14 protein-coding genes are annotated in these 13,360 nt (G+C 72.2%); 6 read left to right on the plus strand and 8 right to left on the minus strand.

Annotated elements, in window-relative coordinates; genetic code table 11:
• Positions 1–20: 20 nt before the first annotated feature.
• Both ABFX55_RS45600 and ABFX55_RS45605 read left to right on the plus strand, forming a co-directional pair.
• Positions 21–1,088 (plus strand): sensor histidine kinase, encoded by a 1,068-nt coding sequence (locus ABFX55_RS45600; protein ID WP_346130040.1) that lies wholly within the window; start codon positions 21–23, stop codon positions 1,086–1,088.
• Positions 1,085–1,732, plus strand: a complete 648-nt coding sequence (locus ABFX55_RS45605) for a response regulator (protein WP_346130042.1) — start codon at positions 1,085–1,087, stop codon at positions 1,730–1,732. The genes ABFX55_RS45600 and ABFX55_RS45605 overlap by 4 nt, the downstream gene beginning before the upstream one ends.
• Positions 1,733–1,764: 32 nt before the next feature.
• Here ABFX55_RS45605 and ABFX55_RS45610 read toward each other — a convergent pair whose 3' ends face one another.
• Positions 1,765–1,929, minus strand: a complete 165-nt coding sequence (locus ABFX55_RS45610) for a hypothetical protein (RefSeq protein ID WP_346130044.1) — start codon at positions 1,927–1,929, stop codon at positions 1,765–1,767.
• A 20-nt stretch (positions 1,930–1,949) separates the two neighbouring features.
• Between ABFX55_RS45610 and ABFX55_RS45615 the strand changes: the two genes are divergently transcribed.
• The gene (locus tag ABFX55_RS45615; RefSeq protein ID WP_346131447.1) at positions 1,950–2,588 is read left to right on the plus strand and encodes a hypothetical protein; all 639 of its coding nucleotides are present in this window, start codon (positions 1,950–1,952) and stop codon (positions 2,586–2,588) included.
• Between the two features lie 296 nt (positions 2,589–2,884).
• Positions 2,885–3,763, plus strand: a complete 879-nt coding sequence (locus ABFX55_RS45620) for an SGNH/GDSL hydrolase family protein (protein ID WP_346130046.1) — start codon at positions 2,885–2,887, stop codon at positions 3,761–3,763.
• On the opposite strand, the gene ABFX55_RS45625 is transcribed toward ABFX55_RS45620, so the two are convergent.
• The 7 genes from ABFX55_RS45625 to ABFX55_RS45655 all read right to left on the minus strand — a co-directional run bounded on the left by ABFX55_RS45625 (position 3,760) and on the right by ABFX55_RS45655 (position 11,049).
• A complete protein-coding gene (locus ABFX55_RS45625) occupies positions 3,760–4,845 on the minus strand; it encodes an ABC transporter permease (protein WP_346130048.1) in 1,086 nt (361 codons plus the stop codon). The two genes, ABFX55_RS45620 and ABFX55_RS45625, sit on opposite strands and share 4 nt — an antisense overlap.
• Positions 4,842–5,813 carry an ABC transporter permease gene (locus ABFX55_RS45630; protein ID WP_346130050.1) on the minus strand — a complete coding sequence of 324 codons (972 nt, stop codon included), beginning with the start codon at positions 5,811–5,813 and terminating at the stop codon, positions 4,842–4,844. The genes ABFX55_RS45625 and ABFX55_RS45630 overlap by 4 nt, the downstream gene beginning before the upstream one ends.
• A gap of 11 nt (positions 5,814–5,824) precedes the next feature.
• The gene (locus ABFX55_RS45635; RefSeq protein ID WP_346130052.1) at positions 5,825–6,541 is read right to left on the minus strand and encodes an ABC transporter ATP-binding protein; all 717 of its coding nucleotides are present in this window, start codon (positions 6,539–6,541) and stop codon (positions 5,825–5,827) included.
• The gene (locus ABFX55_RS45640; protein ID WP_346130053.1) at positions 6,538–7,242 is read right to left on the minus strand and encodes a hypothetical protein; all 705 of its coding nucleotides are present in this window, start codon (positions 7,240–7,242) and stop codon (positions 6,538–6,540) included. The genes ABFX55_RS45635 and ABFX55_RS45640 overlap by 4 nt, the downstream gene beginning before the upstream one ends.
• On the minus strand, positions 7,239–8,099 hold the full coding sequence (locus ABFX55_RS45645; protein WP_346130054.1) for an ATP-binding cassette domain-containing protein: 861 nt from the start codon (positions 8,097–8,099) through the stop codon (positions 7,239–7,241). Before ABFX55_RS45645 ends, ABFX55_RS45640 begins: the two co-directional genes overlap by 4 nt.
• Positions 8,096–8,449, minus strand: a complete 354-nt coding sequence (locus tag ABFX55_RS45650; RefSeq protein ID WP_183657042.1) for a GntR family transcriptional regulator — start codon at positions 8,447–8,449, stop codon at positions 8,096–8,098. Before ABFX55_RS45650 ends, ABFX55_RS45645 begins: the two co-directional genes overlap by 4 nt.
• An 80-nt stretch (positions 8,450–8,529) precedes the next feature.
• On the minus strand, positions 8,530–11,049 hold the full coding sequence (locus tag ABFX55_RS45655; protein WP_346130056.1) for a LuxR C-terminal-related transcriptional regulator: 2,520 nt from the start codon (positions 11,047–11,049) through the stop codon (positions 8,530–8,532).
• Between the two features lie 65 nt (positions 11,050–11,114).
• On the opposite strand from ABFX55_RS45655, the gene ABFX55_RS45660 reads away from it, so the two are divergent.
• A complete protein-coding gene (locus ABFX55_RS45660) occupies positions 11,115–12,158 on the plus strand; it encodes a phosphotransferase (RefSeq protein WP_346130057.1) in 1,044 nt (347 codons plus the stop codon).
• A gap of 165 nt (positions 12,159–12,323) precedes the next feature.
• Positions 12,324–13,358, plus strand: a complete 1,035-nt coding sequence (locus ABFX55_RS45665) for a Gfo/Idh/MocA family protein (RefSeq protein WP_346130059.1) — start codon at positions 12,324–12,326, stop codon at positions 13,356–13,358.
• Positions 13,359–13,360 lie beyond the last annotated feature (2 nt).

Here is a 13,360-nt window from a genome sequence, read left to right on the forward strand (position 1 = left end):
CTCGGTTAACGTCGGTCCCCGTGAAGGGCCACATCGCCCGCGGCGTCGGCGCGGGAATCCACCAGGTGCTGGGCGCCGCGCTGCTGACTCCCGTCGCCGCGGCGCTCGGCCTCGTGATCATGACCGAGCTGACACCGGCGCGCGTGCTGGTGCTGTGGGCGGCGTGCCTGCCCGCCTCCGTGCTGCTCGCCGCCGTGCCGCTCGTCCAGCGCATCGAGGTGACCGCGCTGTCGGAGCTGCTCGGCGTCGACGTGCCCGAGCGCGCCGACCGGCTCTACCTGGTTGCTCTCACGAGCCTGCACCTGTACGGCGGGGCCACGCTGAGCGCGGGCCTGCTGCTGCTGGCCCCTGGGCTGATCCACCTCGGCGACCCGGCCCGGTGGCGGGCGGCTCCCGGCGAGATGGGCGAGGTGCTGCTGCTCGCCGTCGCCGCGCTGGGCGCGATGGTCGCCGCAGGGCTCGGCCAGCGATGGGCCGCGCGCCGGCTGCTGCGCGCCGAGCCGTCCCGCGTGATCGAGGAGCTCGGCAGGCGCCAGCGGCTCGCCCTGGAGCTGCACGACTCGGTCGGCCACGCGCTCAGCGTCGTCCTGGTGCAGGCGATGGCCGCGCAGGCCGCACTGCAGGGAGGGCCGCGCGGCCACGAGACGGCGGGCCAGTCGCTCGACCACCTGGTGACGACCGCCAGGGACGCCCAGCAGGACCTCGACGTGCTGCTCGGTGTCCTCGACGACGGCGATCCCGCCGAGGCGCCCACCCTCGACTCGATCGGCGCGCTCACCCGCGGGCTCGACGTGCGCGCGAGCGTCGGCAGCCTCGACCGGGTGCCCGCGCCGGCCTCACGCGCCGCGTACGCGATCGCGAGGGAGGCGCTCACCAACGCCGTGCGGCACGGGCGCGGCCCCATCACGCTCGACGTCGCCGTCGCCGACGAGTTGGTCCTGACCGTGGAGAACGCCACGACCGGCCCTCCAGGCGAGGAAGGGCGCGGCCTGACCGGCATGCGCATGCGGGCCCGCCTGGCCGGCGGGACCTGCACGAGAGAGGAGGTCGAGGGCACATGGCGGCTCCAGGCGACGCTGCCGCTGTGATCCGTGTCGTCCTGGCCGACGACGAGAAGCTGATCCGCTCGGGATGGGCGACCATGCTCTCCGTCCACGACGACCTGCGGGTCGTCGGCGAGGCCTGCGACGGCCGAGAGGCGGTGGAGGCGGGAGCGGGCGCGGACGTCGTGCTGATGGACGTCCGCATGCCCCGCATGGACGGCCTGGCCGCCACCCAGGAGCTGGCCCGCCGCTCGCCGTCCACGCGGGTCGTCGTCGTCACGACGTTCGAGAACGACGAGCTGGTCTGGGGCGCCCTGCGCGCCGGCGCCGCGGGCTACGTGCTCAAGCGCGCGCCCGCGAGCCGGCTGGTCGAGGCCGTCAGGCTGGTGCACACGCGCGACGCGGTCCTGTTCCCCGACGCCCTGCGCCGCATCGCCTCCCCACGTCACGGCACGGCCGGATCACGCCTGCCGGTCGAGCTGACCCCGCGCGAGCTGGACGTGCTGCGGCACATCGCCCACGGGCTGAACAACGCCGAGATCGCCACGACGCTGTACGTGACGAAGGAGACGGTCAAGACGCACGTCAAGAACATCCTGGACAAGCTCGGCGCCCGCGACCGCACCCAGGCGGCCGTTCTCGCCTACGAGCTCGGTCTCGTCTTCGCCGGAGCAGGCGGGCGCGCCTGAGGGGTGTCGCAGAAGAGGCGCTCCCTCGTCCTTCAGGCCTGCTGCGGCGGGTTCTCGACGCGTTCGCGCAGGCGGCTACGGATCTCCTCCGGCGTGTAGGCACGGCGGCGGCGTTCGGCGCGGGCCATGACGACGCCGGTCGCGGCCACGCCCGCCATGCCCGCAAGGCCCAGAATCTTCCACCACTTCGTGCGCATGTGCCTAGGGTAGTGCTGTGCTGACTCTTGACGAGGCCGTGAATCTCACTCGCACAGGCGATCTGTGGGTGTTCAGGGGGCGTTCGGTACCCGACAGGGCCATCCAGACCGTGACCAACAGTCCGGTCAACCACGTGGGCATGTCGATCGTGATCGACGACCTGCCGCCGATGATGTGGCACGCCGAACTCGGCAAGTCGCTGCTCGACCTGTGGTCGGGCACCCACCAGCGCGGGGTGCAGCTGCACGACCTGCGCGAGGCGGTCACCGTGTGGGGCCAGAGGTACGGCCAGCGCGGCTGGCTGCGTCAGCTCGAGCCGCAGGCGACGCGCGAGATGGAGGACGCCGCGCTGCGCACGGTCGCCAGGCTCGACGGCACGCCGTTCCCCTCGACGGCGCGGCTGGCGGGGCGCTGGCTGCGCGGCAGGGTGCCGAGGCTGCGCAGGAAGGCGACGAAGGAGAGCGAGGCGACGCTGGAACGGGCCTACTGCGCCGAGGTCGTCGCGGTGACCTACGAGGAGATGGGCCTGCTGCAGCCGGGACGCCGGCCCAACTGGTACGACCCCGGCAAGTTCTGGAGCGGCGACGACCTCGACCTGTCAGAGGGCGCCCGGCTGGGCGGCGAGATCACCGTGGCCGTTCCGCTGACGGCGAGCTGAGCCGAGGCGTCGGGCTGAGCCGAGGCGGCGATGACTGATGTCGGGTTGACCCGACGCGGCGGTGACCGACGTCCGGGCTGAGCCGACGCGGCGCCGTCCGACGGTCGGGTGAGCAGAGGCGGCACCGACGCGAACGGCGGTCCGCACGGAGAGGGTGATCGGCGAGGCAGCCCTCGGCCAGGACTCCGCCATGAGCGCGCAAGGAGCGCGCGGTTGCCTGGATCCGAGGCCCGCGCCCGCGCCACAGTGCGTCCCTGGACGCGCCGCGCATGGCGGTCCTGGCCGAAAGGGACTCGATGCTCCGTTCCACCGTCGTGCTCTCCTCCGCCGTGCTCATGGCGCTCGTGGGGACCACGCCCTCTTCCGCGCGGCCCGCCGCGGCGCCCGGCGATGTCTACGTGGCGCTCGGCGACTCGGCCGCCGCGGGGCCGCTCATCCCGAACCAGTCGCTCGCCCAGCCTGGCTGCCTGCGCTCGAACCGCAACTATCCCTCGCTCACCGCCGCGGCCCTGGGCGTCACGGTCTTCAGGGACGCCTCGTGCTCGGGCGCGACCACCGAGGACATGTACGAGGGGCAGGTCACGCCCGCAGGCAAGGTGTCCCCGCAGCTGGAGGCGGTGACCGAGGACACCACCCTGGTCACCCTGCAGATCGGCGGCAACGACCTCAGGCTCACCGAGCTCGTCGTGAAGTGCTTCAACCTGCTGCCGCTCGTCGCCGACCCCTGCGCCGACGACGAGCCCGAGGACGGCGAGAACGGCTGGCAGGCCAGGATCCAGGCGCTCGCGCCCAGACTGGAAAGGCTCATCGGCCGCGTCGCCGAACGAGCGCCCATGGCCAGGATCTTCGTCGTGGGATACGCGACCTACCTGCCGAGGGGCGGCTGCTACCCGCGCGTGCCCGTCCTCGGCGAGGACGCCACATGGGTCCAGGGTCTCATCACCCGCGTCAACCGCGTGCTCGCCGAGCAGGCGGTCGCGAGCGGCGCCACCTACGTCGACCTGGAGACGCCGAGCGCCGGTCACGACGTGTGCGCGGCCAGAGGAGTCCGCTGGATCGAGGGGTACTTCCCCACCTCACGCGCCATGCCCTTCCACCCGAACGCCGCGGGCATGCGCGCCTTCGCGGACGTGGTCACCGCCGCGATCGAGGCCCAGGGACGCGCCCCGCTCTAGGTGAGGGCGCGGCGAAGGCGCCAGGTGCCCAGGGCGAACAGGACCAGCGCCAGCCCCGTCAGCACGCCCAGCTGGGGCAGCACGTCGGCGAGACCGGCGTCGTGCCGTACCAGCTGGGCGAAGGCGTCGTACCCCCAGGCGTGCGGGGTCAGGTGCGCGATGGTCCGCAGCGTCGGGTCGAACGACTCCAGCGGGACCGTCCCTCCGCCCAGCGCCGACAGCCCGAGGCCCAGGATCATGGCGAGGGAGATCGGCGGTCCAGGCGTCTTGAACGAGGCGCCGAGCAGCATGGCGGCGCCCGCGCCCACCAGGGAGAAGGCCAGCAGGGTCGCGACCGCGCCGAGGGGGTCGCCCCAGTCGACGCCGAACAGCAGTGCCGAGCCCGCCATGATGAGCGACCCCTGCACCAGCGCGATCGCGACGCGGCCGAGCGCCTCGCCGGCGATCACGGTGCCGACCCTGGTGGGCGAGGCGTGCACGCGCCTGGAGACGCCCAGCGCGCGCGTCTCCACCAGGCCGAGCGCGGCGGTGAGCGAGGTGAGGAAGGTGAACAGGAGCAGCAGCGGAGGCGCTGAGATGGCGAAGGCGCTGAGGCCCTCGGGGAAGACGGCCCTGCCCGCGGTGCTCACCGTGACCCTCGCCGTGGGGGACACGCCGAGGACGCGGGCCGACTCCTGCCTGACCACCGAGCGCACCCATGTGCCGACGTCGTGGCTCCTCGGGTCGGTCTGCCTGACCAGGTAGCGGACCGCGACCGTACGGCCGGCCGCCAGCGACGCGTCGTAGGAGGCGGGAAGCACCAGTCCCGCGTGCACCTCACCGCGCTCCACCGCCGTCCTGAGCGCCGCCTCGTCGGCCGTACGGGTGACCGTCACGCGGGTCCCCGAGCCGAGCGCGGTGACCAGGCGGTCGGCCAGCTGCCCGTGGGCGGCGACCACGCCGAGCCTGAGGCCGTCCTGACCGCCGAAGAGCTGACCGAGCACCAGGATCAGCAGGAAGGGGGCGAGGAGCACGAAGAACAGGTTGGTCCTGTCCCTGGCGAGCCTGAGCAGGCCGACCTGGGCAATCAGCAGCACCTTCATACTCTGACCAGCCTTGCCGCGAAGGGGAGGGTGAGCGCGGCGACTCCGAGCAGCACCGCGAGGGAGGGCAGCGGGGACGCGCCGCCGTGCAGGTCGGCGAGGCCGCGCAGGAACCAGTGGTGCGGGGTGAGCTGGACGAACCACGAGCTCACCGGGAAGAACGAGCCGCCGAGCAGGCCGAGGGCCGTGGCCATGACCGACTGCCAGGTGGCGGCCTGCTCGGCCGTCCTGGCGAAGGAGGCCACGAACGCGCTGAGCCCCATGGCGGCCAGCACGCAGGCCACGCACAGCGCGGCCACGCCGGCAGGGTGACCCCAGCGGGCGCCCATGAGCAGGCTGGTGGCGCCGACCAGCACCGCCATTCCCGCCAGGGCGGCCAGCAGGCCGCTGAGCAGCTTGCCCGCGGCCACGCACGCCCTCGGCACCGGGGCGGCCAGCAGGCGGGCCAGCGTGCCGGCGCTCCGCTCGGCGTACAGCCCCGTGAAGCCGAACAGCACGGCGAAGAACATGAAGAACACCGCCGAGCCGGCCGCGTAGTGGGTCGCGGGGTCGAGCTCGCGGGTGGCGGCGGTGGCGTCCTCGATGATCTCTATCGGTGGCGGGCCCCGCAGCGGCAGCGCGGCGGACTCGGCGATCTCGCGGGCCACCTGGACGGCGATCGGCGCGTCGACGCTGCCGATCACGTGGATGGAGCCAGGGCCCGTCACGAACACGGCGTCCAGGCGGCCGCGTTCGACCAGCTCGCGCGCCTCCTGCTCGGAGGCGACGGGGGCGACGGGCGGCAGCGCGGGCGACGAGGGGAAGGGGGAGGCGCCGACGGCGCCGTAGCGGGCGGCGACCGGCCCCCTGGAGCCCCCGATGACGAGGTCGAACATGAACGCCATCCCGAGCGGCAGCACGATCGCGAAGACCAGCAGCGTGCTGTCCCTCGAGCGGCGGCGCAGGTCCTGGGCGAGAATGAGCAGCATCGCGCGCATGGTCAGTCCCTCAGCGCGCGGCCTGTGAGGCGCAGGAAGGTGCTTTCGAGGTCGGGGTCGCCCAGCTCGGACGGCGTGCCCTCGGTCAGCACGCGGCCGTGGTCGACGATGCCGACCCTGTCGCAGAGCCGCTCGGCCTCCTCCATGTAGTGGGTGGTGTAGAGGACCGCGAGACCTTCGCCGGTGAGCCGCTGGACGCTGTCGAGGATGGAGGTGCGGCTCTGCGGGTCGACGCCTGCGGTGGGCTCGTCCATGACCAGCAGGCGCGGGCGGTGCAGCAGGCCGACGCCGATGTTGAGCCTGCGCGACATGCCGCCCGAGTAGGTGGCCACGGCGTGGTCGGCGCGGTCGGACAGGCCGATGAGCTCGAGGATCTCGGCGATCCTGATCCGCGCCTGCGCCCGCCGCATGCCGTACATGCCGGAGAAGAACCTGAGGTTCTGGCGGGCGGTCAGGTCGGGGTAGAGGGCCAGTTGCTGCGGCACGTAGCCGACCATGGCGCGGGTCGCGAGGTCGGGGGCCCTGCCGGCGATGCGGATCTCTCCCGCGTCGGCGTCGAGGACGCCGACGATCATCGAGATGGCCGTGGTCTTGCCGGCTCCGTTCGGCCCGAGCAGGCCGTAGGTCTCGCCCTCGTGGACGGCGAAGCCGAGCCCGTCGACGGCCACGATGTCCTTGTAGCGCTTGCGCAACCCCACGACCTCGAGTAACGCGCTCATGACACCTTGTTCCTCAACGGGACGTCACGGATGATCAGCCAGGTGAGGCCGAGACCGACCACGAACGCGCCCACGGCGGCGAGGACCGCGCTGAGCGCCGAGTCGGCCAGGTCGAAGCCGATCCTGAGGCTGATGAACGGCAGCGGCGCCTTGTCGCCGATCGTGGCCTGGACGAACAGGACAATGGCGACGGCGGGGACGATGGCCAGCAGCCCCCCGCCCTGCCACCGGTAGAAGGCGGAGGAGACGAAGACGCCGGCCACGAGCCATCCCACGAACATCACGGTGTACTCGAGGAAGATCATCGGAATCTGGGTGGGCGCGCTGAACAGGTGGGCCTGGCCGAGGGCCCAGGTCCAGCCGGTCAGCCCGTACAGCAGCGACTCCAGCAGGAAGCTGATCACCAGCAGGGCCGAGAGGAACGGCGCGAAGATCGCGATGGTGACGGCGGCCTGGAACCCGAACTGGCGGCGGCTCTGCCCGTGGGCGATGAAGAGCGGCAGGAACTCGGTGACCAGGGCGACGCCGACGAACAGCGCGTACCACCTGGTCAGCTGGACGGCCTTCTCCCACACGCTCTCGTTGAGCTCGCCCCAGACGCCGATGCCGACGGTGACCAGCGTGATGACCACGAGGTAGGCCAGCCACGCGAAGAGCGCGAACCACATGTTGGCGGCGAGGAGGCGGCTGGGGAATCTCATGAGGCGGGGCCTCCCGTCAGGTGGATGAACAGTTCCTGCATGGCGATGGGGCCGGTCTCCAGACCCGCCTTGCGGGCCTCCGCGTGGTCGAGCGGGCCGTAGACCATGACGGACCTGGTCGGGCCGAGCTGCTTGGAGCCGAGGACGGTGAGGTCGCGGGTGAACTCCTCGACCTGCTCGGCGGGCCCAGTGACGGCGCTGCCCATGGCCAGCAGCTCGTCGGCGGGGGAGTGCACGACGAGGCGGCCCTTGTCGATGATGACGACCTCCTCGAACAGGGAGCTGACCTCCTCGATGAGATGGGTCGAGAGGATGATCGTGCGCGGGTGTGCCATGAAGTCGGTGAGCAGGGCGTCGTAGAAGGCCTGCCTGGAGGGGGCGTCCATGCCGAGGTACGACTCGTCGAACATGGTCAGCGGCGCCCTCGACGCCAGCCCCACCACCACGCCCACGGCCGAGCGCTGGCCCTTGGACATGGACTTGACGTTCTTCTTGCGGTCGAGCTTGAACAGGTCGATGAGCTCCTGCGCGTAGGCGGCGTCCCACCGGGGGCGCAGGTCCTCGGCGAAGTAGAGCGCGTCCTCCACCGTGCCGAGGTTGACCGTCTCTCCCGCGTCGCGGATGAGGGAGATCTCCCTGGTCGTGAGCCAGTTCTCGAAGATCGGGCTGTCGTCGGCGAGCACCGTTCCGCCGCTGTGCCTGCGAAAGCCTGCCAGCACGGACAGCAGGCTCGTCTTGCCGGCGCCGTTGCGCCCGAGCAGGCCGTAGATCTTCCCTGTGTCGAGCCGTAGCGACAGCGCGTCGATGGCGACGGTCTCGCCGTAGGCGACCCTGAGGTTGTCGATGTCGATCCTCATCGGCTGTCCCTGATCCTCTTGATCACGTCGTCCAGCGGGATGCCGATGGCCTTGGCCTCGGCCACCATCGGATCGACCACGTCGGTGAAGAAGCCCTCCCGGCGCTCGGCCCTGAGCGTGTCACGGGCGGCCGGACTGACGAACATGCCGATACCTCGTTTCTTGTAGAGAACGCCCTCGTCGACCAGCTGCTGGAACGCCTTCTGCGCGGTGGCGGGGTTGATGCGGAAGAACGCGGCGTACTGGTTGGTGGACATCACTTGCTCGTCTCCCTTCAGCGCCCCGCTCAGGACCTCGGCCTTGATGCGGTCCGCGATCTGCCGGTAGATGGGGCTCCGGTCGTCGAACATGGTTACTCGCTTCTATGGTTCATTACTCCTGTAATGAACCATAGAAGGCGTGTGGGAGCGCGTCAACCGGTGGAGGGGGCTCAGCCGAGAAGCAGGTCGGCCAGGGCGGTGCGATCGCTGACGCCGGTCTTCTCGTAGACGGCGTAGAGGGTGTTGGCGACGGTCCTGATCGACACGACCAGGCGCTCGGCGATCTCCCTGTTGGTCAGGCCCTGCGCGGCGAGCAGGGCGATCTCGCGCTGGCGCGGGGTCAGCCCGGGTACGTCGAGATCGAGCAGGGCGGGGGTGCGGGCGCCCTGGCAGCGGCGCGACAGCGCCCAGGCCCTGGTCCGCGCGGCCTGGGCGGCGCGGGTCATCCCCCTGTCGCGGTGCCGGCGGGCGGCCTGGGCGGCGGCCTCGGCGGCGTGCAGGATCAGGCCGAGACGCTCGAACTCCAGGGACACGGCGTCGAGCTCGGTGCCGGTGCCCGCGGCGGCGTGCCTGGCGAACAGGGCGACCAGCGGGCCCTCACCGGTGATGCGGGAGGCGACCAGCGAAGGGCGGCCCAGCCGTACGACGTCGTGGAGGAGGAAGGGCGTCTGGACGGGCAGCGCCTGATCGACCAGCGCGAGCAGGGTCGCGATGGCCCCTGCGACGTCGCCCCTGGCGGCCAGCGTCCAGGCCATGGCCTGCCGCAGGGGGACGACCACGGGAGGCCCGATCGGCAGTCCGGTGGCCTCGGCTCTGGCCAGCGCCTCCTCTGCCGCGTCGACCTGACCGAGCAGGGCGTGCGCCTGGGCGAGCTCGCCCAGGCAGAACCCCGCCCACGCGCCTCGCGAGGGCAGCCGGGCGGCCGCCTCGCGGCCGGCGGACAGGGCGTCGGCGACGCGTCCCCTCAGCCTGAGCGCCCTCGCCCTGTAGGTGCCGAACTCGACGACCGCCCGTGCCCACGCGCCGAACTCGCCGTCGAGCCTGCGCCCCTGGTCGGCATGGTGCTCGGCGGCGTCGAGATCGCCCAGGTACAGCGCGGCCTGAATGGCGGCGTCGAGCAGCGCGGCCCGCAGGCTCGGCAGCGCGTGAGCCGCCCTGTCGAGCGCGGCCCCGGTGCGGGCGACCACTTCCAGACTCTGCGCGGCGCGCCCCTTCGCGGCCAGGATGGTGGCCTCCGTGGTGCCGAACGCCCTGACGTTGCGGGGCTCGATGCAGGGGCCCATCGTCATCGTCGAGCGGAGCGTGGCCGCGGCCTTGTCCAGATCCCCGACGAACGCCTCGATCGACGCCCTGGTGCCCCGCGCCCCCTGCCGCGCGTCGAGCTCGGAGACCGAGTGCTCGGTCTCCTCCAGCAGCTCCAGCGCCCGCCCGACCTCGCCAAGCCCCCAGAAGAGGTTGAACGCCCTGTAGACCCCGCAGGTGGTGCGCGAGTAGTCGTCCATCTCGAGGTCCCACGCCGCGGCGAACACCTCCTCCGACTCGCGGTAGCGGTCGGCGTAGAACAGGACGGTGCCCAGAGCCATGGCGGCGGGCAGGCCGCCGCCCGCGTCGGCCGCCGCGCGGGCCAGCCGCTCGGCCAGCTCCAGGTCGCGGACCATCCTGGCCCTGTCGCACGCGGCCAGCAGCAGGCCAGGCTCGGCGACGGGCCCGCTGTCGAGGCGCCAGACGGCCACTCTCACCACGTCCTCGCGACGGCGTAACCCCGTGGCCGTGACGGCGTCGGCCAGCCTGCGCAGCAGCTTGCGGGCACGAAGGGTGCCGCAGCCGTGCCTGATGACCTCGCCGTACAGCGGGTGGGCAAGGCGCGCCTGCAGGCGGCGGCCTTCGAGGTCGACGGTCACCAGCTGGCGCTCCTCCAGCTGCTCGACCGCGGCCGAGGCGGCCAGCTCGGACAGCAGGTCGGCGCCGAGCGGCTCGCCGTAGGCGAGGTACTCCAGCACCTCCCGTTCGTCCGAGGTGAGGCCGCCGATGCGGCCCGCGATCGTGTCGCGCAGCGAAGGCGTGATCGCCAGCGGCCCGCGCCACCGCCACATCCCTCCGCTCTCGGTCAGCACCCCTGACAGCACCAGCTCGCGCAGGTAGAGGACGTTGCCCCTGCTGGCCTGCCACAGCCTGGTCACCGCGCTCTGCTCCACGCTGCCGCCGAGCGCCCGCTCCAGGATCGCGGCGCTCTCCTGCGCGGTCAGCGGGGCCAGCTCCATGCGCGGCAGCAGGTCCTCCTTCCACAGCGCCCGCACCGCGTCGGGCGCGGGCGTCTCCGTGCGCAGCGTGGCGATCACCCTGGTACGGCCCCGCGTCACCAGATGGTGGACGAGCGCGGCGGAGGCGCCGTCGAGCAGATGGGCGTCGTCCACCACGAGCACGGGCGCGCGCACCGCGTCGGCGGCCCAGCCGAGGGGGTTGCCGGAGGGAGGCGTGGAGGGCAGCAGCGCCGCGAAGGCCCCGAGCGGCAGCTCGGCCGCCGCCGCGGTGGCCCGGACCCAGGCCACCCCCTCCGCCTCGCGGACGGCCTGCGCCACCAGCCTGCTCTTGCCGACCCCCGGCGGCCCCACGACGACCAGGCCGCGGGCGGCCGACCTGATCTCGCTCAGCTGCGCCGCGCGGCCTGCGAAGGGCCACGACCGTGCCACTCTGGAAGGGTATTTGAGTAGGCCTTACTCATGCGAGGGGATCGCGAGGAGAGCAGGGTCGGACCATGGACGTCACGGAGCTGGTGAGACGGAGCCTGGGTGATCCGGAGGCGAGGATCGCCTCGCGTCGCTCCGAGGCCCTCGCCCATCCGTCCGGCGCGCTGTCCACCGCCTCGCTGCGCCGCGTCAGCGGCACCACCACGGACGGCGCCGCCTGGTCGTTCATCGTGAAGTCGATCAGGTCGGTGCGCCACCTGCCGGGGATCGAGGCGGTGCCGGAGGGAGTCAGGGAGGCGGCGATCGCCAACTTCCCTTGGCGCGCCGACCTCGACGTCTACCTGTCGGGCATGGAGCTGCCCAAGGGCCTGCGCCTGCCGCGCCTGCACCACCTGGAGGACCTGGGCGACGAGCGGTACGTGATGTGGCTGGAGGACGTCCCCGTCGACCGCGCGCCGTGGGACCTCGACCGCTACAGGGCCGCCGCCAGGCTGCTGGGGGAGCTGGCCGCCATGCACCCGGCCACGGGCCCCTGCCCGGGGCTGCGGTACTACGTCGACGGGCCGGTCACGAACGTGTTCCTGCCCGCGCTGCGCGACCCAGGCTTCTGGCGTCATCCGCTGGTGGCCTCCCACGCCGATCCGCTGCTGCGCTCGGACCTGATGGCGCTGACGGGGCGGATCGAGCCGCTCGTCGAGGCCGTCGGCGAGCTGCCGCACACGCTCTCGCACGGCGACGCCTGCCCCGCCAACCTGCTCGTCCCCGCCGACGGCTCGGCGGAGTTCGTGGCGATCGACTGGAGCTGGCCGTACCCGACGTGCGTGGGCTTCGACCTGAACCAGCTGCTGGTCGGCGGGGCGCACGCGGGCGAGCTCACCGCCGCCGAACTGCCGGCCGTCCACGAGGCGATCGAGGCGGCGTACGTGGAGGGTTCGGGCTTCGACCCCGCCGAGGTGGCCTACGGCTACGCGGCCACGCTGGTGCTGTGCGGCGCGTGGACGGCCCTGCCGTTCGAACGGCTCGGCGAGGATCCCACGCCCGAGCTGCACGAGCTGTTTCGCAGGAGAGCGGGCCTGGCCAGGTTCATCGTGGACGTGGGCAGAGGGCTTTAGCGCAGGAACCGGACACGGCTACCTCCTCCATATGCGGCTAATCGGTGTATAGCGTCCTACTCTTCTGCTGTAAAGAGCAGACTTTTGCTTGACCGTCGACATAATCACGATCTACCATCCCGAAACATGAGGGACATAAGCCGGGAATCGGCTGATAACCCCCGAGTGGGCATCATCGGGACCGGCTTCATGGGCGGCGTGCACGCCAGGTCCGCTCGCCTGGCCGGGGCCACCATCGTCGGCATCGCGGGTTCGCGCCCCGGTAAGTCGCAGGGTCCCCACCCCTCGGCGGACGCACTCATCGAGTCGGGCGAGATCGACCTGGTCCACATCTGCACGCCCAACCACCTGCACGCCCCGCTCACGCTCAAGGCCCTGGCCGCGGGCGTGGCGGTGATCTGCGAGAAGCCCCTGGCCACCGATGCCGAGACGGCTGCGCTGATGGCGGCCCGCGCCGCCGAGGCGGGCCTGGTGGCGACCGTCCCGTTCGTCTACCGCTTCCACGCGATGGTCCGCGAGGCCAGGCACAGGGTGGCGCGCGGCGACGTCGGCAGGGTCAGCCTGGTCCACGGCAGCTACCTGCAGGACTGGCTGCTGCGTCCGGAGGACGACAACTGGCGGGTCGACCCTGAACTCGGCGGGCCGAGCCGCACCTTCGCCGACATCGGCTCGCACTGGTGCGACCTGGCCGAGTTCGTCACCGGCGAGCGCATCGCCGCGGTGTCGGCCCAGACCGGCGTGGTCCAGCGCGAGCGAGCCGGCCACGCCCCCGTGCTGACCGAGGACGTCGTCACGGTCCAGTTCCGCACGACGGGCGGCGCGCTCGGCTCGGTCACCACCAGCCAGGTCTCGCCAGGACGCAAGAACCGGCTGTTCCTGGAGGTGTCGGGGACCGAGCAGAGCCTCGCCTTCGACCAGGAGGAGCCGGAGAAGCTGTGGGTCGGGCAGCGGAGCGGCTCCATGGCGCTCGTGCGTGACCCCGCCACCCTGTCCCCGCAGGCGCTGCCGTACTCACCGTTGCCCTCGGGACACGCGCAGGGCTACCACGAGTGCTTCGACGCCTTCGTCGCCGACAGCTACGCCGCCCTGCGCGGCGAGCACCGCGACGGCCTGCCCACCTTCGAGGACGGCGCCCGCGCCGCCCTCGTCTGCGACGCGGTCCTCGCCTCCGCGGCGTCGGGGCGGTGGACCGAGTGCTGAGC

Origin of the sequence: Nonomuraea roseola, from assembly GCF_039535395.1 — a bacterium.
In the GTDB taxonomy this organism is placed as follows: domain Bacteria; phylum Actinomycetota; class Actinomycetes; order Streptosporangiales; family Streptosporangiaceae; genus Nonomuraea; species Nonomuraea roseola.